Raw genomic sequence first — 19,313 nt, 5'->3', positions numbered from 1 at the left:
CATGAGAGAGGCAGCCCCGGTGACCGGCGTCGACCGGTTCACCGAGGTGCACGACCGCCACTTCGCGGCGATCCACCGGTACGTCGCGGGCCGCCTCGGCGCCCAGGCGGCCGAGGACGTCGCCGCGGAGACGTTCCTCGTCGCCTACGACCGCCGCGAGAAGTTCGACCCCACCCGCGGCGACGTCGGAGCGTGGCTGTTCGGCATCGCGACGAACCTCGTTTCGCGCCACCGCCGCAAGGAAGCCCGGCACTACCGCGCCCTCGCCCGGATCGAGGTGCCCCGGCCGGTCGAGGGCCACGAAAACCGCGTCGTCATGAGCGGGCAGCTGGCGAAAGCGTTGTCCCGGTTGTCCTCGGGCGAGCGTGACGTCCTGCTCCTCGTGGCACTGGCCGACCTCGGCTACGCGGAAGTGGCCCAGGCACTCGGCATCTCCCCGGGCACGGTCGGCTCCCGGCTGACGCGTGCCCGCAAGAAACTCGCCCCTGTTCTCGCCACGGAGGCCACCGATGGATGACCTGGAGACCCTGCGCACCGCACTGCTTCCGGAAGAACCCGCTCAGGACGTCGTCGACCGCAGCCGCCACCGGCTGCGCAACCACATGCTCGCCGGCGGCCGTCGGCGGCGCGTCCGCCCGCTCGCGATCGGCACCGGACTCGTCGCCGCGGCGGCCGCCGTCGCGGTGGTCGTGGCGACCCTGCCCGCGACCACTCCCGCACCGCCGCCCCGAGCCGTCGCCCCGGTCAGCGCCGGCCAGGCGATCCTGCTGGCGGCCGCCGAACGCGCCCAGGCGGGCGGCGGCACGTACTGGCACGTGACGACGAAGGTGGGCAAGGACGTCTGGGAGTACTGGACCAAGGCCGACGGGCACGAGTGGTACCGCGGCGCGAAGACCCACGGCAAGGCCGTCCTCCAGCCGCAGGTCCGGCCGTTCCGCATGTTCGGGTCCGAGCTGACGCTCAGCGAAATCCAGGCCTTGCCCACCGAACCGGCGACCCTGCGGTCCTGGCTCACGGACGCGCTCGCCCGGAGCGGGGAGTCCCCCGGCGGCCACCGGGAACTGGCCGTGCTCCAAGCCCTGATCTCGCTGGTCACGGTCGTGCCGGCGCCCCCGGCGGTCCGGGCGGCGGCGTTCCGCGCGATCGCCACCCACCCCGGGGTCGCCGCGGCACCGGGCGGCCGAGCGGTCGACCTCCCCGGTGGCGGCAGCCTGGTCATCGACCCGTCGACCGGCGCGGTGAGCGGGGCGTCGATGTTCCTGGACGGCAAGGGCACCCCGGTCGAAAGCGCGGCGGGGGACCAGTACTCGGTCAGCGCCGAGTGGACCGACGACCTGCCGGCGTGACCCCGGTGGCCGGGGCCGTCAGCTCTGGACGGCCTCGGCCAGCGCCAGCACCCGCCGCGCGTTGTCGACGTGGAGGTTCTCGATCATCCGGCCGTCCACAGTGACCACTCCGCGGCCGGCGGCCTTGGCCTCCTCGAAGGCGTCGATGATCCGCCGCGAGCGGTCGATCTCCGCCGCCGACGGGGCGAAGATCCGGTTGCACGGCTCGACCTGCGCCGGGTGGATCAGCGTCTTCCCGTCGAACCCGTACTGACGGCCCTGCTCGCACTCCGCCTCGAAGCCGTCGAGGTCCTTCACGTCGTTGTAGACGCCGTCGAGGATCACCTTGCCGGTCGCGCGCGCGGCCAGCAGGCACAGCGAAAGCCCGCCCAGCAGCGGCCCGCGGCCCGGGACGAACTCCGCGTGCAGTTCCTTGGCCAGGTCGTTCGTGCCCATCACCAGTACGGTCAGCCGCTCGGACGCCGCCGCGATCTCCGCCGCGCGCAGCATCGCGACCGGGGTCTCGAGCATCGCCCAGATCTTCGTGTGGCCCGGGGCGCCGCCGAGTTCCAGCGCGCGCTCGATGTTGTGCACCTGGGCCGCCGAGTCCACCTTCGGCACGACCACCGCGGCCGGGCCGGCCGACGCGGCCGCGCGCAGGTCGGCGTCGTGCCACTCGGTGTCCAGGCCGTTGACCCGGATCGTCACCTCGCGGGAGCCGTACGAGCCGACCGCCGCGCACACGCGTTCGCGCGCGGCTTCCTTGGCGTCGGGGGCGACGGCGTCCTCGAGGTCGAGGATGAGCGCGTCGGCCGGGATGGTCTTGGCCTTCTCCAGCGCTCTTTCGTTCGCGCCGGGCATGTAGAGGACAGAGCGGCGGGGCGTGGTCATCCGAGGATCTCCTTGGTGGCCGCGTCGTAGGCCGCGGCGAGTTCGGGGTCGTCCGCCGCGAGGGCGTCGGCCAGTTCGGCGACCACGCGGCACTGCTTCACCGACGCGTCGTCCTGCATCTTCCCGTCGATCATCACCGCGCCCGTGCCGTCGCCCATCTCCGCGATCACGCGCCGCGCCCAGGCCACATCGGACGGCGAAGGCGAGAACACCTTCTTCGCGATGTCGATCTGCACCGGGTGCAGGCTCCACGCGCCGACGCAGCCGAGCAGGAACGCGTTGCGGAACTGGTCCTCGCACGCGACGACGTCGCGGATGTCCCCGAACGGCCCGTAGTACGGCAGGATCCCGTGCATCGCGCAGGCGTCGACCATCCGCGCCACCGTGTAGTGCCACAGGTCCTGCTGGTAGGTCGTCCGGCCTTCGTTCAGGTCGTCGCCGGTCGGGTCGGTGCGCACCAGGTAGCCGGGGTGGCCGCCGCCGACGCGGGTGGTCTTCATCCGGCGGCTCGCGGCCAGGTCGGCCGGGCCGAGGGAGATGCCCTGCATGCGCGGGCTCGCGCCGGCGATCTCCTCCACGTTGGCCACGCCGCTCGCCGTTTCGAGGATCGCGTGCACCAGCAACGGCTTCGTCAGGCCGGCCCGGGCTTCGAGCTGGGCCAGCAGCCGGTCGACGTAGTGGATGTCCTGCGCACCCTCGACCTTCGGCACCATGATCACGTCGAGCTTGTCGCCGATCTCGGTGACCAGGGTGGTCAGGTCGTCGAGCACCCACGGCGAGTCCAGGCTGTTGACCCGCGTCCACAGCTGGGTCTTGCCGAAGTCGTTGGCCTTGGCGATCGAGACGAGCCCGGCGCGCGCGGCCTCCTTGCGGTCCGCGCGGACGGCGTCCTCGAGGTTCCCGAGCAGGACGTCGACCTTCTTGGCGATGTCCGGCACCTTCGCGGCCATCTTCTCGTTGCCGGGGTCGAAGAAGTGGATCATCCGGGACGGCGTCACCGGTATCTCGCGCACGGGAGCGGGTGCGCCCAGGGCGAGCGGGGCGAAGAAGTCCTTCGGGGAGCGCATCGGTCCTCCACGGCGACGACTAAGTGACTGATCGGTAACTTTAGTCGCGGGCGCCCGTCACCGCTGCGGCGTAGCTCACCGCCGGACGGGTGACGGCGGACAACCGCAGCTCACAGCCCCGCGTCCACTGTGGATTTTGCCGGGGTTGCGCCGAACGGGCTAGTCGGTCCGGGTGGGGGTGTTCGGCCGCGGGTAGTCGGTCGCGGGCGGACGGTAATGCCACTCACCTCGCGATCACTCGGTTGGCCGCACCGTTCGACCGAAGTCGGATGACCGCCTACCGACCGGTCATCGACCGCTGAGCGCCGCCGATCGCAGCCACGTGCCTTACCCGGCGACGCCGCGCCGCCGCGCTGTTAGACAAGTGAGGTGCCGGTTTTCCCCGGTCACGAAGCGGTGCAGGTAAGAAGGAGGCGGACTCGTGGCGGCTACACCTCAGAACACCGAGCGCTCGACGGTCGCCGGTGGCGCGAAGCGCAGCCGGTCGATGCCGAGCCGCGTGGTGCCGCCGATCGAGCTCCCGGCGAGCGTCGACGAACTCGCCACCGCCGCCGCGGCCCAGCTGGGCTGGAACGGCATCGTCCTGCCCGAGACCACGATCCTCGGCCGCAAGGTCTGCGTGGTCGCCAAACTCCGCACCGAAGTGCACGCCGAGCGCATCGCGATGGGTGCCGGCCCGGTGGCCGACCGCGCCACCGTCGACACCTGGACCTGGCCGGAGCTGGCCGGAACCGCCCCCGCCCCGGCCGCCGAGATCGTCGGCGTCCTGGCCGTCGCGCGCCACTGGCGCACCGCGATGGCCTCCGCGGTTCCGTTCGCCCGCTACGGCGAGGCCGCGATGGTGCTCCCGTCGCCGGCCGTCCTCACCGAGGACTACGTCGGCAACTGTCTCCCGCGGGCCCGCGCGTACGGCCTCGCCGTCGTGACCGCCGACCCGAACGCGGTCGTCGACCTCGACCTCGAGGGCCGCACCGAGCGCGTCGTGCTGGCCGAGGACCCGGTCTCGCGGCTGGTGAACGAGCTGGTCTACGACCACCTGCTCCGGACCGCGGAGGCGCCCGCTTCGCACTAGTGTCGACTCCATGCGAGTCGTCATTGCAGGTGGACACGGTCAGATCGCGCTGCGGCTGGAGCGGCTGCTCGCCGCGCGCGGGGACGAAGCGGTCGGCATCATCCGAAACGCCACCCACGCGGCGGACCTCGAAGCCGCCGGTGCCCAAGCCGTCGTGCTCGACCTCGAGAAGTCCGATGTGGACACCGTCGCCGAGGCGCTGAAGGGCGCCGACGCCGCGGTGTTCGCGGCCGGTGCGGGCCCGGGCAGTGGCACCGCCCGCAAGGACACCGTGGACCGTGGTGCGGCGGCGCTGTTCGCCGAAGCGGCCGAGCGAGCCGGCGTCCGGCGGCACGTCCAGGTGGGCTCGATCGGCGCCGACAACCCGGAGAACCCCGACGTCACCGAGGAGTTCCGGCACTACCTGCGCGCCAAGCGCGCGGCCGAAGACGACCTCAAGGCCCGCGACCTCGACTGGACGATCCTCCGGCCGGGCTCGCTCACCGACGACCCGGGCACCGGCCTGGTGCTGCTGGCTGAGCAGACGGGCCGCGGCCCGATCCCCCGTGACGACGTCGCCGCGGTGCTCGTGGGCCTGCTCGACACGCCCGCGTCCATCCACCGCACCCTGACGCTGATCTCCGGCGAGGATGCCATCGGGGAAGCGATCGCCGCGCTGTGATCACCCAGGCTTCCCGGGAAATCGCCGTCTTCAGCGGCAGCGCACACCCCGAACTGGCCGAAGAGATCTGCGAGCACCTCGGCGTGCCGCTGCGCCCGGTCGAGATCCAGCGGTTCGCGAACGACTGCCTCGAGGTGCAGTTGCAGGCGAACTGCCGCGAGCGGGACGTCTTCATCATCCAGCCGCTGGTCAAGCCGGTGCAGGAACACCTCGTCGAGCTGCTGCTGATGCTCGACGCGGCGCGCGGTGCGTCGGCGTCGCGCATCACCGCCGTGATGCCGCACTACTCGTACGCGCGCTCGGACAAGAAGGACGCACCGCGCATCTCGATCGGCGGCCGCCTGGTCGCCGACCTGCTGGTGACCGCGGGCGCGAGCCGCGTGCTGGCGATGACACTGCACTCGCCGCAGGTGCACGGCTTCTTCAGCGTCCCGGTCGACCACCTGCACGCGCTGCAGGAGCTGGCGAAGCACTTCCGGCAGTACGACCTTTCGCGCACCACCGTCGTCTCGCCCGATCTGGGGAACGCGAAAGAGGCGTCGCACTTCGCACGGCTCCTCGGCGTCCAGGTCGCGGCCGGCGCGAAGGAGCGCTTCCCGGACGACCGCGTCCAGATCTCGTCGGTGATCGGCGAGATCACCGGCCGGGACGTCATCGTGCTCGACGACGAGATCGCCAAGGGCAGCACGGTGCTGGAGCTGCTGGACAAGCTGGCCGAGCTGGAGCCGCGGTCGATCCGCGTCGCCTGCACGCACGGGCTGTTCGCGGCGAAGGCCATCGAGCGCATCGGCGGGCGGCCGGAGGTGCTGGAGATCGTCTGCACCAACACCGTCCCGGTGCCGGAAGAAGAGCGCAGCGAGAAGCTGAAGATCCTCTCGATCGCGCCGGCCCTGGCCGAGGCGATCCGCCGGATCCACAACGGCGAATCGGTGTCGGCGCTGTTCTAGGCCGGGCCGAGCACCCGGTCCAGGTAGGTGTTCGTGAAGACGCCGTTCGGATCGGTTTCCTTGCGCACGCGCAGGAAGTCGTCGAAGTGCGGGTAGCGCGAGCGGAGGACGCCGGCGTCGAGGTCGTGCATCTTGCCCCAGTGGGGGCGGCCGCCGACCGCGCCGGCGATCTTCTCGAACGCGCTGAAGTACTCGCGGTACGGCATGCCGACGAACTGGTGGATGGCGATGTAGGCGGAGTCGCGGCCCTGCGCGGTCGACAGCCAGATGTCGTCGGCCGCGGCGACGCGCACCTCGACCGGGAACATCACCGGGTCCTTCAGCTTCGGCACTACCGCCCGTAGTTCGGCGAGTACGTCCAGCACTGATTCACGTGGAACAGCGTATTCCGTTTCGGTGAAGCGGACGTTGCGCGCGGTGACGAAGACCCGGTGGGAGGTGTCGCTGTACTCGCGCGCGGAGAGCATGTTCGACGCGAAGTTGTTCAGCGGGCGCACGAGCCGCGGCATCAGCCGTCCGGTCCGGCAGAGTCCGCCGAAGGCGACGTTTTCCATGATCCGGTAGTCGACGAACTCGCGAACCTTGCTCAGCGGCTCGGCGGTCTCGCATCGGTTGTTGCGCTTGACCAGCGCGTTCTTGCCGTAGGGGAACCAGTAGAACTCGAAGTGCTCGTTCTCGTCGGCGAAGTCGTGGAAGCCTTCGAGCACCTGCTCCAGCGGCTCCGGCCGCTCCTGCGCGCGCAGCACGAACGCCGGCTCGCACTTGAGCGTGACGGTGGTGATGACGCCGAGCGCGCCGAGGCCGACGCGAGCGGCCGCGAAGAGGTCGGGTTTCTCGTCCGCCGAACAGGTGACGACCGAGCCGTCCGCGAGCACGAGCTCCAGCGCGGCGATCTGGGTGGCGATGCCGCCGAGCTTCGCGCCGGTCCCGTGGGTGCCGGTGGAAATCGCGCCGGCGATGGTCTGCGCGTCGATGTCACCGAGGTTGGTCATGGCCAGCCCGAGCGCGTCGAGGGCGGCGTTGAGCTGCTTGATCGTGGTGCCGGAGCGAACGGTGACGAGGCCGGTGTCGAGGTCGGCCTGTTCGACGCCGGTCCAGTACCGCAGGTCGAGGGCGTCGGAGTCGGCGACGGCGATCGCGGTGAAGGAGTGCCCGCTGCCCCAGGGCCGCACGGTCCGGCCGGCCGCGGCGACGTCTCCGACGGCCGCCGCTATCTCGGCGGCGCTGCGCGGCTGGTGAACGTGCCGCGGCGAGGCGGACGCCGTGCCCGCCCAGTTGGTCCACCGGGTCATCCGCGCGCCCTCCATCGGTCGAGTGCTCGAAACAGTAAGTGAATAGTATTCGCGTTTCAAGCCTTCGTGTCGTACTTTAGACCTCGTGACCAGTGCGACGGTGTACGACTTGGCGACCAAGGACCTCGATCCGCCCTTGGCCGTCGTCGACTTGGCGGCCTTCGACGCGAACGCCGACGACCTCCGTCGCCGCGCGGCGGGCAAGCCGATCCGCGTGGTCAGCAAGTCGGTCCGCTGCCGGGCGTTGCTCGAGCGCGTGCTCGCGATGCCGGGTTTCGAAGGCCTGATGTGCTACTCGCTCGCCGAAGCCGTCTGGCACGTCGAGCAGGGCACGACCGATGACATCGTCGTCGCCTACCCGACGGCCGACCACGAGGCTCTTCGCCGCCTGGCCGCGTCGGATTCCGCGCGCGCCGCGATCGCGATCATGGTGGATTCGCCGGAGCACCTGGACCTGGTCGACGCGGCCCTCGGTCACGGGCATCCGGAAATCCGCGTCTGCCTGGAGCTGGACGCGTCTTGGCGCCCGGTGCCGGGCGTCCACGTCGGCACGCGCCGCTCGCCGGTGTTCACCCCGAAGCAGGCTTCGACGCTGGCCCGCCAAATCCTCGCCCGCCCGGGCTTCCGCCTGGTGGGCGTGATGGCCTACGAAGGCCAGATCGCCGGCCTCGGCGACGCGGCGGGCGCCCGCCTGAACCGCCTGGTGATCGGCTGGATGCAACGCCGCTCGGCGGCCGAGCTGAACCGCCGCCGCGGCGAAGCGGTCCGCGCGGTCGAAGCGGTGACCCCCCTGGAGTTCGTCAACGGCGGCGGCACGGGCAGCATCGAGTCGACGGGAGCGGACGCGGTCGTCACGGAGATCGCGGCGGGCTCGGGCCTGATCGGCCCGACCCTGTTCGACGGCTATTCCCGCTTCAGCCCCCGCCCGGCAGCGCTGTTCGCCCTGCCGGTGGTCCGCCGCCCCACCCGCTCCATCGCCACCCTGTTTTCGGGCGGCTACATCGCATCCGGCCCGGCGGGCGCTTCGCGCGTCCCGCAGCCGTACCTGCCGACGGGCCTGAAGCTGCTGGGCTTCGAAGGCGCGGGCGAGGTCCAGACCCCGGTAACGGGCCGCGCCGCACGAACCTTGCAGCTGGGCGACCGCGTGTGGCTGCGCCACGCAAAGGCGGGCGAGCTGGCGGAACGGTTCACGCACTACCACCTGGTCCAGGGCGACCGGGTCGAGCGCACGGTCCCGACTTATCGCGGGGAGCACCAGAACTTCGGCTGACCCGGGGTCCTCCGTCCACGCGGCCGAACACCGGCCGTTCCGCGCGACCACCGTCTTGTCGCAGCCCCGGACGGGCGAACCGAGCGGATCCGTCGGCATGAGCTTGGCGTCGAGGATGCCGGCCGCGCAGCTCCTTGACCAGTTGGTGCACGGAATCCGGGTCCCACATGTCGAACGACCGTTACGCGGGATCGCCGCCGGCCGCGCGCACCTCGGCGATGGTGCACCCAATCCCGCGCTGCGCAAGCACGTCCCGCACCCGGCGTTCGATCTCGGCGACCGAGCCACCGCGCCCGGCGAGCACCGCCCGCATCGCGGTGGGGTCGGTGGGCACGGCCCCCGCGCGCGCCCCGCCCTTCCCTGGGGGAACCCCCGCTTCCAGTCTATCGGCACCCACCGACAACCCAGCCCGAAACCACCAGGTTGTCCACAGCTGTGCATGCCTGTGGACAACTTCTGTGGACAACTACGACTGCTCCCCGAACCGCGCCGCGAGATACCCCTTCACCACGTACTTCGCCTCAGCGACGATCTTCTCGTCCCCGCTCGGCTCCTTCCGGAACGCCAGCTTCAGCAGCGCGTCGGCCACCTCGTTGGCGATGCCGATCGCGAACCGCAGGTCCTCCACCGGGCGGTCCACCTGGGTGGACACCAGATCCGTCAGCGAATCCACGATCACCGCGTTGTTGTCGCGCGTTTCGTCGAGCAGCTGGCGGTCGATGATGTCGCCGAAGTGGACCTTCGAGAAGCCGGGAACGGACCGGTGCATCTCGAGGTAGATGTCGAGGATCGAGTCGACGACGTCCCACCAGTGTTCCGGGCCGAGTTGCTTCAGGCGCTCGTTCACCGCGCCGACGAAGCGTTCCAGGTTCCGGGCCGTAAGCGCTTGCACCACCGCGCGCTTGTCCGGGAAGAACTGGTACAGCGACCCCACAGCCACCCCGGCGCGCTTCGCGATCAGGGTGGTCGTGAGCGCGTCGTAACCGAGTTCGTCGATCAACGCCGCGCTCGCGTCGAGCATCTGCTCGACCCGCTTGGCGCTGCGTTGCTGAACCGGCTGGCGGCGCAAGGGGGTGGCTTCCGCCGGCACCTTCGCGGCCTGGCTGTCGGACACGGCGCTCCTCCTCGTCTGATCTGGGACTTTATCGTGCCGACGGGCTTCCCCACGGACGAGTGACGACCTAGTATATGAGAACTTTTCATGTTCACCCGTACGGGTGTCCTGACGAAGGGGTCAGCAGCCGGTGCAGAACCCGAACTTCCCGCCCGACTTCCTCTGGGGTGTTTCGACCTCGGCGTTCCAGATCGAGGGCGCCACCAGCGAAGGTGGGCGCGGACCGTCCATCTGGGACACGTTCACCGCGACCGAGGGCAAGATCGCCCGCGATGAGACCGCCAACGTAGCCGCCGACCACTACCACCGCTACCCCGAAGACATCGCGCTGATGGCGGAACTCGGGGTCGGCGCTTATCGGATGTCCATCGCCTGGCCCCGCATCCAGCCCGACGGCCGGGGCGCGCCCAATCCCGAAGGGCTCGGCTTCTACGACAAGCTCCTCGACGCCGTGTGCGAGGCCGGCATCGCGCCCGCCGTCACGCTCTACCACTGGGACACCCCGCAGGCGATCGAAGACGACGGCGGCTGGCTCTCCCGGGGTACCGCTGAGCGCTTCGCCGAGTACGCCCACATCCTCGGAGAACGCTTCGCCGATCGGGTGAAGCTGTGGATTCCGCTCAACGAGCCCATGGTCATGTCCATCTACGGCTACGGGATCGGCGAGTACGCGCCCGGGCAGACGCTCCTGCTCGACGCCATCCCGACCGCGCACCACCAGAATCTCGCGCACGGCCTCGCCGTCCAGGCCTTGCGGGCGGCCGGGGCGACGAACGTCGGGACCGCCAACAACCACTCGCCCATCTGGCCCGGCGACGAGAGCGACCGCGACGCCGCCGAGTGGCTCGACGCGCTCATCAACCGGCTCTTCGCCGATCCCGTACTGCTGGGCAGTTATCCCGAGCAGCTCCACGCGCACCTGCCCGCGGGGTTCGCCGACGACCTGACGACGATCGCGCAGCCGCTCGACTTCTACGGCGTCAACTACTACGAGCCGCAGGGGGTCGCGAAACCCGGCCCGGGGAACCCGTTGCCGTTCGAGCTTCGCCCGATCGAGGGTTACCCGATGACGACGAACGAGTCGCCGATCGTGCCGCACGCCCTGCGCGAGCTGCTGCTCGGTTTCCACGCCCGCTACCGCGACAAGCTGCCGCCCATCCACATCACCGAAAACGGGTGCAGCTTCGCAGACGATGTGGCCGAAGACGGCGGGGTGCACGACCCCGAGCGGATCGACTTCCTGCACAGCCACCTGGTCGCGCTGCGCGAGGCGATGGACGCCGGCGTCGACGTCCGCGGGTACTTCTGCTGGTCCCTGATGGACAATTTCGAGTGGTCCAAGGGCTACGCGCCGCGCTTCGGCCTGGTGCACGTCGATTACGAGACCCTGCGGCGGACGCCGAAGGACTCGTTCCACTGGTACCGGAAGCTGGTGCGCGATGAGTGAAACGACCCGGGCCGTCCCGGAGGCGCTCGCCGAACCCGTCGTGCGGGTGCGGCCCGGGTGGATGAGCCTGCTGTTCTTCGCGAACATCGCGCTGTGGCTGGGGATCTACGCACCGATCCAGGTGCTGCTGCCGCAACAGGCCGAATTGCTCGACCAGGTGAACAAGGAGTTCGTGCTCGGCCTGGTGATGGGCGTCGGCGCGATCGTGGCGCTGGTGGTCAACCCGGCGGTCGGGCTGCTCTCGGACCGGACGACCTCGCGGTTCGGCCGCCGCCACCCGTGGACGGTGATCGGGGCTGCGGTCGCCGCCGTCGGGTTGCTGGTGCTGGCGTTCGCGCCCGACGTCGCCCTGATGATCACCGGCTGGTGCCTGGTGCAGGCCGGGCTGAACGGCATGCTCGCCACCCTGATGTCCGCCATCGCCGACCGCGTCCCCGTCGGCCAGCGGGCGCAGGTCGGCGGGCTCGTCGGCATCGCGCAGATGCTCGGCACCGTGCTGGGCGCGGTCGTGGTCGTCGTCATGCTCGGCATCGCCGGGCTGCCGCTGGCCTACGCGGCCTGCGCGGGGATCGTCCTGGTGGGGGCCGCGTTCTTCGTCCTCCGGACGCCGGACGCGCGCCTGCCGGTCGAATCCCGGCCGTCGTCCGACGTCGGCGAGGTCCTCCGCAACCTCTGGGTCTCGCCGCGGCGGCACCCGGACTTCGCCTGGGCGTGGTCGTGCCACTTCATGATCAACCTCGGCAACGCGTTCGGGACGCTCTACCTGCTGTTCTTCCTCAAGGACGCGGTGCACTACCCGGACCCGGACACCGGGCTGCTCATCATGATGGGGTTGTACGGCGTCGCGCTCGTGGCCGGCGCGGTGCTCGCCGGCCACTTCTCCGACAGGTCCGGACGGCGCAAGCCGTACGTCCTGGCGGCCTCCGGCGTGATGGCACTCGCCGCTTTGCTGCTCGTCCTGTGGCAGAGCTGGCCGGTCGCGCTCGCCGCGTCCCCGCTGCTGGGGGTCGGGTTCGGCGCGTACATGGCGGTCGCGCTGGCGATGCTGACGCAGGTGCTGCCGACCGCGCAGGACCGCGCGAAGGACCTGGGTGTCATCAACATCGCGAACTCGCTGCCGCAGGTGGTGGCCCCGCTGGTGACGCCGCTGGTGCTGTCGTACCTGGGCGGCTACCCGGGCCTGTTCGCGGCTTCGGCCGTCGCGACGCTGCTGGCCGCGGTGCTCGTGCTGCGCGTGAAGGCGGTTCGCTGAAGGGAGTGGAACCGCGGGCCGGTGCCGGTCGGGGGAGGGGAGTGCAACGGCACCGGCCCGCGGAATTCGGGGACCGCTCGAGGGGAGCGGATCGCCGCGGTCGGACCAGTGGTCCATACCGGGGCTTGTTGATCAATCTAGCGGGCGATTACCGCTCCGGCTAGGGCTAACGCGTAATTTTTTCGATTAATCGCGGTGGGGACCGGATTGCTGGCCGAGGGCTGGTTCGCACTGCTCGGGGGTGCGGGCGAAACAGCCCTCGGCCGGGGCGAGCGCCGGCGCGGGTCCGATGGGGCGATCGGCCGTCCGCGCTCGCCGGATCTGGGGAGGACGCCACTTTCCCTATGAAAGTTGCGCGTCCTCACGTGGACTTCACGGAGAGGGGGTCAGGCGGTGACCGCTCGGCGCGGGTTCACGAGCGCGTGGCGACCGGTGGTCTCCGCCGCGGTGGGGGCCGGGTGGACCGGGACCGGGCTCTTGCGGCGGCCCTGCAGGCGGCTGTCCGCCGTCGACTGCTGCGGAGCGAGACCGCCGGCCACGAGGTGTTCGTGTGCGACCTGCCAGACCGAGCACGGCGCCTTGCAGCGGTGCCACCGGGTCGAACAGGTCGGGCAGTCACCGCGCTCGTCGGGCTCGTGCATCTTCAGCATCGCGCGCCACGCCTCGGTCAAGCGGGGCAGTTCGCTGCGCGCCACCGAGACGAGCGACTGGGCGTCAGCGCGGTTAGCCAGGTCGGTCAGCATGTCGAGGCGCTCCCAAACCGCGTTGCGGAGGACCTGCCCGAGTACCTGATCCATGTCAGCTCACCGTCACCTTTCCGCCATCTTGGCGGCTTCGTTGAGCGCGGCGCGCAGCTGGCCGAGCTGGCCGGACGTCAGCCGCGCGGTCTCGCCGGGGGGCGAGACCAGTACCACCTGGTTGTCTTCGACGAACACCGTCACCGCGCGTTCCCGGCTGATCAGGTCGCCGCACTGCACCCGCCACACGAGCTGACCGCCCTCGTAGTGGCGGACGCTCGCGGTGCGGGGGTCCACCGCGGCGGCCGGGGTGACGGGACGGACGGCGGAGACGGGAGAGACCGTCGCGATCGCCGGCCGCACGGCGCGGGTGGCCGTGCCGGCATGTCCTCCTGCGAACGAGTCCACGAACTCCACGCCCTTCTCCGCTCTGTCGAAAGTCCTTCGAAGATGCCTTCTGCAACATCTCTTTGTCACAACGCTGCGGTTTTCGTAGCTCTCCGTGATCGCTGCCGGTGTCCGGGCGGTGACGGAGATCTGACAACTACAGTGAGGTGCAACCGGCTGCGATAGAAGGTCGAAATGGCGTCATAGCGGTGACCGGACTCGGTTCCACGGTAAGCGGTCAACGGACTTCGCCCGGACCGATCAGGGCGCCAGTTCGGCAGTTCACACGGTTCACCAGGTTTGCCTACGCTGTTTCACAGACGCCCGACCGGACAGTGGAGGGGGCGCGATGGACGCCAGTAACGGTGGCAGTGCCGAAGCCCGGCAGAGCCACGCGGTTCCCGCTGACGCGTGGGAGCAGCCCGAGATGAGAGCTGCTCTCGCGTCGCGCGAGATCAGCGGCGTCTACCGCCTCTTGCGCAAGCACGGTGTCTCGCAGCGCCAGATCGCCGCGATGACCGGACAGTCCCAGTCCGAGGTGTCGGAGATCCTCAAGGGTCGCCAGGTCATGGCATACGACGTCCTCACGAGGATCGCCGACGGCCTGGGTGTCCCGCGTGGATACATGGGCCTCGCCTACGACGAGGCCACGGCGATACGCGTCGTCGGCTCCGCCGACGGCCAGCAGGCTGAGGAGGACGAGTCCGTGAAGCGACGGAGGTTCCTCGCGCACGCCGCCCAGGTCACGATGGGTGCGGCGGTGTTCGGTCCGGAATCGGGCACCTGGTCGGCGGGACCGGCGCGCACGCCGGCGCCCGGCCGGATCGGCATGACCGACGTGCGTCAGGTGGAGGCCGCGACGCGCGCGCTCCGGGCGCTGGACTACCAGTACGGCGGCGGGTTCTGCCGCGACGCCGTCGTGGCGCAGCTGTCCTGGGGACAGCAGATGCTCGAGGCGCACGGCACCGACATCGTCAAGAACCGCCTGTACGTGGCCCTCGCCGACCTCCACTCGCTGGCCGGCTGGACCTCCTTCGACACCGGCCTGATGGACTCCGCCCGCGGCCACTTCGCGAACGCGCTGGACCTGGCCAAGCAGGGCGAGAACCACCCGCTGGTGGCCAACGTCCTCTACCGCATGGGCCGCGTCTACCTGCACCAGGACGCCCCGAACGACGCGCTGAAGCTTTTCCAGCTGGGCCAGATCGCCGCCCAGGAATCCGGCTCCGAGCTGGCGGTCTCCGTGCTCTGCGCGAACGAGGCCTGGGCCTACGCGATGATGGGCAACGAAGAGCAGGCGGTGAAGCTGCTCGGCCGGAGCAAGGACGAGTTCGAGCGCGCCAACCTGGCCGAGGCCGAGTCCTGGGTGAAGTTCTTCACCGAGACCGACGTCTACGCCATGGTCGGCACCGTCCACACGGTGCTCGCGCAGAAGAACGCCGAGCACACGAAGTACGCGATCCCGGCGCTGACCAGGGCCGTCGACTGCTACGACGACGAGATGGCCCGGTCCAAGACGTTCATGCTCAGCGCGCTGGCCACCAACCACCTGCTGGACGGCGACCTCGACCACGGCGCCAAGGTCGGTGGCAAGGCCATCGACTGCGCCGAGGGCATCAAGTCCGAGCGGGTCAAGGACCGGATGCGGCCGCTCCAGGAAGAGGCGGAGCGCCGCCGCAACAACGCCGACGCGCGTGACCTCGCCGATCGCCTGCACGCTTTCTACGCCGCATAACGCCGGGGGCAACGGGAACACCGGGGCCGTCTTGGCCGGCCGGTTCACAGCCGGGAAACTGCGCGGCGTGCTGGCGGAGACGTGCGCGCTGCTGGGCGTGGACCCGGCGGGCGCGCGGCTGCTGCGATTCACCAACAACGCGGTGTACGCGCTGGTCACGGCCCCGCTCGTGATCCGGATCGTCGGCTCGACGCGGCTGCGGCACCGGGTCGGGACCGTCGTGCGCGTCGCCCGGCACTTCGAACTCCACGGCGTTCCCGCGATCCGGCTCCTCGGCGACGTCGAGCAGCCGCTGGAGGTCGGCGGGCACCTGGTGACCGTGTGGCACCAGGTGCCGAGCATCGGCCGCCCGGCCACGGCGACGGACCTGGCCCGGCTGCTGCGCCGGGTGCACGCGCTGCCGGCGCCCGAGGGCCTCGCCGAGTGGGCGCCGTTCGCCGCGGTGCGGGCCCGGGTGTCCGACGCCGAAGAGATCAGCGACGCCGACCGCGAGTTCCTGCTCGAGCGCTGCGCCGAGCTCGAGGACCGGCTGTCCGGGCTGGAGTTTCCGCTGCCCAGGGCCCTGGTCCACGGCGACGCGTACCCCGGCAACGTCATCCCCGGCCCGGACGGCCCGGTGCTCTGCGACTTCGATTCGTCGTGCGTCGGCCCGCCGGAGTGGGACTTGACGCCGCTGGCCGTCGGCCGCGAGCGGTTCGGGGACCCGCCGGTGCACTACCGGACGTTCGCCGCGGCGTACGGCTTCGACGTGACGTCGTGGTCCGGGTTCGCGGTGCTCCGCGGCATCCGCGAGCTGAAGCTGACGACCAGCGTGCTGCCGATCCTGCGCAGCCGGCCGCAGGTGCGACCGGAGCTGTTCCGCCGGGTGGCCGACCTTCGCAGCGGCCGGACGGACGTGCGCTGGACGCGTTACCGCTGAGCGGGTTCTGTCACATCATGTGACCGGGGCCACAATCTGCACGTGCATTCGCCGACTGCAAATGACCGTTCGTCGCACCGGAAATGCGGTCCGCTCAGGGTAGAAAGTTCGGTCCGACGGGTCGCCCCCAATGGTCTATCTGTCAGCCCAATGCGCAATTTGCAGCTACTCGCCGTGACTTCGCACCGGCCTCACCAGCGGGGAAGGGCTTTCAGGACGCGACGACCGGCGCCCGCGTGAGCACGACGGCGAAGCCGAACGCCAGCCCCATCACGGTCAGCTCCAGCGTCGCCCACGTGGCGAGCGCGGTCCGCTGGTGCCGGACGATCTGCGGCAGCAGCCGCCAGCGGACGTTCGCGCCCAGCAGCGCGATGACGCCGGTGCACACCGCCTTCAGGATGAGCAGCTGCCCGTACGGCGTCGTGAAGATCGCCGCCCAGAACCCGATGGTCGGGTTGAGCGAGATCTCGACCAGGCCGTTGAACAGGCCGGTCGCCGCGGAGAGGACGAGGCAGAGCGTCGCCAGCTTCGAGAACCGCGGCAGCGCGTGGGCCAGCAGCGTCCGGTTCGCCACCAGGAGCACGGCCATCGCGCCGAGGCCGCCGGTCCAGGCGACGGCGCTCATGACGTGCAGCTCCATCGAGATCATCGTGTAGTCGTGGTAGTTCCAGTTCGACGCGTGCCCGGTGACCGGCAGCGGCAGCAGCGCGAACAGGCCGAGCCCGACGCGCACCTCCGCGGGCACCTTCTCGCCGAACCGCAGCGCCAGCGCCCCGATCCCGGCGTGGGCGAGCGCGAGCACGGCGACGATGACGAGCGCCTTCCCGGCACCGACGTCGGCGATGTACTGCCCGATGTCCGACGGCGAGAGCGTCGACGAGCCCGGCTTGTACTCCGCGGTCTGCAGGATCAGCGCGACGACCGCGGTCGTCGCCCAGACGAGCGCGGCCGCGACGCCGGCCGGGCGGGCCAGCCGCATGATCGGCTCGGTGAGCTTCGGCCGGTCGTAGCCGACGAGCACGGACAGCAGCGCGAGGCCGATGGTCGTGACCGCGGCCAGGTCGAGCAGCACCCGCACGACCGGGATGCCGGCCGAGACCACCGCGTCGGGCTGCACCACACCGGGGACCGGCGCGGTCGCGGTGAGCGCGACGCCGATGAGGGCGCCGAGCAGCCCCGCCGTCACGACGCAGAGCAGCGTCGAATAGCGGACGTTCGTGGTGGTCTCGGCCTGCGTCATCAGTTCTTCTCTTCGATCTTGCCGCCCGAGCGCAGCGCGACGGTCAGCCCGATGGCCAGCAGCACGACAGCGCCGGCGATCCAGACCCAGATCGGCACCCCGGTCGACGACGACTGCTGCGGCGACGCCGAAGACGCGCTGCCCGGCGAGCGGGCCGCGTCGACGGTCGCCGGCGTGCCGGTGCCCGCCGCGGTCAGGGTGAAGGTGAGCTCACCGGTCACCGGGTGGCCGTCGGCGGACAGCACCCGGTAGCCGACGGTGTACTTCCCCGCCGGGCCGAGCGGCCGCAGCGGCGCGCTGATGACGTTGTTCACCACGCTGATCGGTCCCTCGGCCCACTGGCCGCCGCCGGGTCCGGTCACCGCGATCTGGTTGACGTCCGCGCCCTGCACGTACTGGTCGAACGTCAGGCTGATCTTCTGCGGGCCGGTGGCGACGGACGAGCCGTTCGCCGGGTCCGAGGAGATCAGCACGTTGTGCGCCAGCGCCGGGGTGGCCGTGCCGAGCACGGCCACCACCGTCAACGCCAGCGCGACGAGCGCCCTCCGCATTTAGCTGTTGCCTCCCGACTTGGCCGTGGCCTTGCGGGCCCGGATGGTCGCGCCGGCCCCGACGCCGAGGCCGACGGCACCGACGAGCAGGCCGGCGCCGCCGAGCCAGCGGGCCGTGCTGTCCGACGTCGCCGCCGCGGCTTCAGTCTGCTCCCCGGTGGTGGCCGCGGTGTTCGCGCCCATCGCGGCGTGGTCGTCGCCCTCGGCCGCCTTCGCGGCCAGCTTCACGACCGGGGCCGGGTGCTCCGGCTCCTCGCCGCCCGCCGGGGTCGGCTGGTTCCAGTCGACGACCTTGCCGTCGCTGTAGGACTGGTGGGCCGGGAACTCGACCTGGTCCACGTTGCTCGGCAGCGGGCCGAAGCTGACGGAGAATTCCTGGTAGTCCGCGGCCTTCAGCTCGTTGCCCGGCTGCGCGGTCCACGTCACCGCGGTGACGGCTTCGGTGATCTGCGTGCCGTTGTCCTTGGTGATCGGCGCCGGCAGCTTCGACTTGGTGACGGCGGCGGTCCAGCCGGGCAGCGGCTTCGTCCGCACCGAGCCGATGCCGTAGTCCGCCTTGAAGTCGACGACGACCTTCGTGGTGGTGACCGGGTCCTTCTCTTCGCTCGGCACGCGGAACACGATCGCCGCGTAACCGCCCTTCGTGGGCTGCGGCCCGTAGACGTTGGCCGTGACGTGCGCGGAAGCGACGCCGGCACCGAGGAAACCGGCGACACCGACGGTGGCGGCGAGGAAACCGGCGCGCTTGAAGACGTGCTGGGACATGGGTTCACTCCTGATGAACTCAGTAAGGGGCAGCGGACTCGGGGGTCCGCTGTGTCGGGGAATGAGCTGGGTTCAGGAGTGGCTGGGCGGCCCGCGCCGCCCGTGGATCCGGCGCAGGTCGACGCCGACGAGGTGGTCCGGGCCGCCCGTGCGGGCGGGGACGAGTGCGGGAGCCGCGGCCGGCACCGGCAGCGGGGTGAGCAGCCGCGGCAGGATCGCGCGCAGCACGGCCAGCACCGTGAGCAGCGTCGCGTCCGCGCGGGCGAGCAGGAGCGCGGTGAGCAGGGTCGCGATCGCGTGCGCCGCGATCATGCCGGTGCCCGTGCTGTCCGGCATCGAGTACATGTCGTGGTGCCCGGCGAGCGTGGTGAGCAGCAGGTGCATCACCAGCTGGGCGGCGCCGAGCAGGGCGATCGTGGCGACCGCGCCGCGGGCCTTGCGGGCGAGCGCGGTGGCGGTCCAGCCGAACAGGCCGGTGAGCAGCAGGGTCATCGCCGGGTCGGGCAGGCCGCCGTCGGCGAGGCGGTGCGCGGTGACGGACAGCACCGCCGCGCTCACGGCGAGCAACACGCCACGGGTAGCGCCGAGCACAGCGGGTCGCCGTGCCGGAACGCTCATGAGCAGCAGCCTAAGGGACCTGC

General features: G+C 70.8%; 21 protein-coding genes. 10 read left to right on the top strand and 11 right to left on the bottom strand.

The genetic code is table 11. The features are described 5' to 3' along the window. Position 1 precedes the first annotated feature (1 nt). Together SD460_RS05710 and SD460_RS05705 are read left to right on the top strand one after the other, a co-directional pair. Positions 2 to 517, top strand: coding sequence for an RNA polymerase sigma factor (locus SD460_RS05710; RefSeq protein WP_290060029.1), 516 nt, complete (start codon positions 2 to 4; stop codon positions 515 to 517). After that, positions 510 to 1,346 (top strand): hypothetical protein, encoded by an 837-nt coding sequence (locus tag SD460_RS05705; protein WP_318305972.1) that lies wholly within the window; start codon positions 510 to 512, stop codon positions 1,344 to 1,346. Before SD460_RS05710 ends, SD460_RS05705 begins: the two co-directional genes overlap by 8 nt. A gap of 18 nt (positions 1,347 to 1,364) precedes the next feature. On the opposite strand, the gene SD460_RS05700 is transcribed toward SD460_RS05705, so the two are convergent. Together SD460_RS05700 and SD460_RS05695 are read right to left on the bottom strand one after the other, a co-directional pair. Then, the gene (locus SD460_RS05700) at positions 1,365 to 2,216 is read right to left on the bottom strand and encodes an HpcH/HpaI aldolase/citrate lyase family protein (RefSeq protein WP_318305971.1); all 852 of its coding nucleotides are present in this window, start codon (positions 2,214 to 2,216) and stop codon (positions 1,365 to 1,367) included. Continuing rightward, entirely contained in the window at positions 2,213 to 3,283 is a 1,071-nt protein-coding gene (locus SD460_RS05695) for an HpcH/HpaI aldolase/citrate lyase family protein (protein ID WP_290057899.1), read from the bottom strand. Before SD460_RS05695 ends, SD460_RS05700 begins: the two co-directional genes overlap by 4 nt. Positions 3,284 to 3,704: 421 nt before the next feature. Between SD460_RS05695 and SD460_RS05690 the strand changes: the two genes are divergently transcribed. The 3 genes from SD460_RS05690 to SD460_RS05680 are packed head-to-tail and all read left to right on the top strand — an operon-like array spanning position 3,705 to position 5,963. Next, positions 3,705 to 4,355: a hypothetical protein gene (locus SD460_RS05690; protein WP_290057898.1), complete on the top strand. Its 651-nt coding sequence runs from the start codon at positions 3,705 to 3,707 to the stop codon at positions 4,353 to 4,355. A 10-nt stretch (positions 4,356 to 4,365) separates the two neighbouring features. After that, positions 4,366 to 5,016: an NAD(P)H-binding protein gene (locus SD460_RS05685; RefSeq protein ID WP_290057897.1), complete on the top strand. Its 651-nt coding sequence runs from the start codon at positions 4,366 to 4,368 to the stop codon at positions 5,014 to 5,016. Continuing rightward, complete coding sequence (locus tag SD460_RS05680) at positions 5,013 to 5,963, top strand: ribose-phosphate diphosphokinase (protein ID WP_290057896.1); 951 nt, start codon at positions 5,013 to 5,015, stop codon at positions 5,961 to 5,963. Before SD460_RS05685 ends, SD460_RS05680 begins: the two co-directional genes overlap by 4 nt. Here the strand turns inward: SD460_RS05680 and SD460_RS05675 are convergent. Further along, on the bottom strand, positions 5,960 to 7,255 hold the full coding sequence (locus SD460_RS05675) for a D-arabinono-1,4-lactone oxidase (protein WP_290057895.1): 1,296 nt from the start codon (positions 7,253 to 7,255) through the stop codon (positions 5,960 to 5,962). The two genes, SD460_RS05680 and SD460_RS05675, sit on opposite strands and share 4 nt — an antisense overlap. A gap of 85 nt (positions 7,256 to 7,340) precedes the next feature. Here SD460_RS05675 and SD460_RS05670 point away from each other — a divergent pair, with 85 nt between their 5' ends. Further along, positions 7,341 to 8,525: an amino acid deaminase/aldolase gene (locus SD460_RS05670; protein WP_290057894.1), complete on the top strand. Its 1,185-nt coding sequence runs from the start codon at positions 7,341 to 7,343 to the stop codon at positions 8,523 to 8,525. A gap of 181 nt (positions 8,526 to 8,706) precedes the next feature. On the opposite strand, the gene SD460_RS05665 is transcribed toward SD460_RS05670, so the two are convergent. Both SD460_RS05665 and SD460_RS05660 read right to left on the bottom strand, forming a co-directional pair. Beyond that, positions 8,707 to 8,859, bottom strand: coding sequence for a hypothetical protein (locus SD460_RS05665; RefSeq protein ID WP_290057893.1), 153 nt, complete (start codon positions 8,857 to 8,859; stop codon positions 8,707 to 8,709). 132 nt (positions 8,860 to 8,991) lie between these two features. Then, on the bottom strand, positions 8,992 to 9,639 hold the full coding sequence (locus SD460_RS05660) for a TetR/AcrR family transcriptional regulator (protein ID WP_290057892.1): 648 nt from the start codon (positions 9,637 to 9,639) through the stop codon (positions 8,992 to 8,994). Between the two features lie 130 nt (positions 9,640 to 9,769). On the opposite strand from SD460_RS05660, the gene SD460_RS05655 reads away from it, so the two are divergent. Then, positions 9,770 to 11,086, top strand: coding sequence for a GH1 family beta-glucosidase (locus SD460_RS05655; protein WP_290057891.1), 1,317 nt, complete (start codon positions 9,770 to 9,772; stop codon positions 11,084 to 11,086). Further along, entirely contained in the window at positions 11,079 to 12,338 is a 1,260-nt protein-coding gene (locus SD460_RS05650) for an MFS transporter (protein ID WP_290057890.1), read from the top strand. Before SD460_RS05655 ends, SD460_RS05650 begins: the two co-directional genes overlap by 8 nt. A 386-nt stretch (positions 12,339 to 12,724) precedes the next feature. Here the strand turns inward: SD460_RS05650 and SD460_RS05645 are convergent, their stop codons facing one another. Next, complete coding sequence (locus SD460_RS05645; RefSeq protein ID WP_290057889.1) at positions 12,725 to 13,135, bottom strand: hypothetical protein; 411 nt, start codon at positions 13,133 to 13,135, stop codon at positions 12,725 to 12,727. A gap of 12 nt (positions 13,136 to 13,147) precedes the next feature. Further along, the gene (locus SD460_RS05640; RefSeq protein WP_086860447.1) at positions 13,148 to 13,492 is read right to left on the bottom strand and encodes a hypothetical protein; all 345 of its coding nucleotides are present in this window, start codon (positions 13,490 to 13,492) and stop codon (positions 13,148 to 13,150) included. A 319-nt stretch (positions 13,493 to 13,811) separates the two neighbouring features. On the opposite strand from SD460_RS05640, the gene SD460_RS05635 reads away from it, so the two are divergent. Both SD460_RS05635 and SD460_RS05630 read left to right on the top strand, forming a co-directional pair. After that, on the top strand, positions 13,812 to 15,197 hold the full coding sequence (locus tag SD460_RS05635; protein ID WP_318305970.1) for an NsdA family TPR-like regulatory protein: 1,386 nt from the start codon (positions 13,812 to 13,814) through the stop codon (positions 15,195 to 15,197). A gap of 31 nt (positions 15,198 to 15,228) precedes the next feature. Next, positions 15,229 to 16,116, top strand: a complete 888-nt coding sequence (locus tag SD460_RS05630) for a phosphotransferase family protein (RefSeq protein ID WP_290051381.1) — start codon at positions 15,229 to 15,231, stop codon at positions 16,114 to 16,116. Between the two features lie 211 nt (positions 16,117 to 16,327). Here SD460_RS05630 and SD460_RS05625 read toward each other — a convergent pair whose 3' ends face one another. The 4 genes from SD460_RS05625 to SD460_RS05610 form a co-directional block, all read right to left on the bottom strand. Next, positions 16,328 to 17,356, bottom strand: coding sequence for a CopD family protein (locus tag SD460_RS05625; RefSeq protein WP_318305969.1), 1,029 nt, complete (start codon positions 17,354 to 17,356; stop codon positions 16,328 to 16,330). Continuing rightward, positions 17,356 to 17,907 (bottom strand): copper resistance CopC family protein, encoded by a 552-nt coding sequence (locus SD460_RS05620; RefSeq protein WP_290051387.1) that lies wholly within the window; start codon positions 17,905 to 17,907, stop codon positions 17,356 to 17,358. Before SD460_RS05620 ends, SD460_RS05625 begins: the two co-directional genes overlap by 1 nt. After that, positions 17,908 to 18,672, bottom strand: coding sequence for a YcnI family copper-binding membrane protein (locus tag SD460_RS05615; protein WP_290051389.1), 765 nt, complete (start codon positions 18,670 to 18,672; stop codon positions 17,908 to 17,910). 72 nt (positions 18,673 to 18,744) lie between these two features. Further along, positions 18,745 to 19,239 carry a hypothetical protein gene (locus SD460_RS05610; RefSeq protein ID WP_290051535.1) on the bottom strand — a complete coding sequence of 165 codons (495 nt, stop codon included), beginning with the start codon at positions 19,237 to 19,239 and terminating at the stop codon, positions 18,745 to 18,747. Positions 19,240 to 19,313 lie beyond the last annotated feature (74 nt).

It is taken from the genome of Amycolatopsis solani, from assembly GCF_033441515.1.
GTDB classification, from domain to species: Bacteria; Actinomycetota; Actinomycetes; order Mycobacteriales; family Pseudonocardiaceae; genus Amycolatopsis; species Amycolatopsis solani.
Note: the sequence above shows the minus strand (reverse complement) of the source record. Positions and strands in the feature narration are given on the sequence as shown.

Bases quoted from the DNA above. Each gene is read 5' to 3' on its own strand.
- SD460_RS05620 (WP_290051387.1), bottom strand. From the start codon at position 17,907: ATGCGGAGGGCGCTCGTCGCGCTGGCGTTGACGGTGGTGGCCGTGCTC.
- SD460_RS05625 (WP_318305969.1), bottom strand. From the start codon at position 17,356: ATGACGCAGGCCGAGACCACCACGAACGTCCGCTATTCGACGCTGCTC.
- SD460_RS05705 (WP_318305972.1), top strand. From the start codon at position 510: ATGGATGACCTGGAGACCCTGCGCACCGCACTGCTTCCGGAAGAACCC.
- SD460_RS05650 (WP_290057890.1), top strand. From the start codon at position 11,079: ATGAGTGAAACGACCCGGGCCGTCCCGGAGGCGCTCGCCGAACCCGTC.
- SD460_RS05635 (WP_318305970.1), top strand. From the start codon at position 13,812: ATGGACGCCAGTAACGGTGGCAGTGCCGAAGCCCGGCAGAGCCACGCG.
- SD460_RS05685 (WP_290057897.1), top strand. From the start codon at position 4,366: ATGCGAGTCGTCATTGCAGGTGGACACGGTCAGATCGCGCTGCGGCTG.
- SD460_RS05645 (WP_290057889.1), bottom strand. From the start codon at position 13,135: ATGGATCAGGTACTCGGGCAGGTCCTCCGCAACGCGGTTTGGGAGCGC.
- SD460_RS05615 (WP_290051389.1), bottom strand. From the start codon at position 18,672: ATGTCCCAGCACGTCTTCAAGCGCGCCGGTTTCCTCGCCGCCACCGTC.
- SD460_RS05710 (WP_290060029.1), top strand. From the start codon at position 2: ATGAGAGAGGCAGCCCCGGTGACCGGCGTCGACCGGTTCACCGAGGTG.
- SD460_RS05675 (WP_290057895.1), bottom strand. From the start codon at position 7,255: ATGACCCGGTGGACCAACTGGGCGGGCACGGCGTCCGCCTCGCCGCGG.
- SD460_RS05695 (WP_290057899.1), bottom strand. From the start codon at position 3,283: ATGCGCTCCCCGAAGGACTTCTTCGCCCCGCTCGCCCTGGGCGCACCC.
- SD460_RS05700 (WP_318305971.1), bottom strand. From the start codon at position 2,216: ATGACCACGCCCCGCCGCTCTGTCCTCTACATGCCCGGCGCGAACGAA.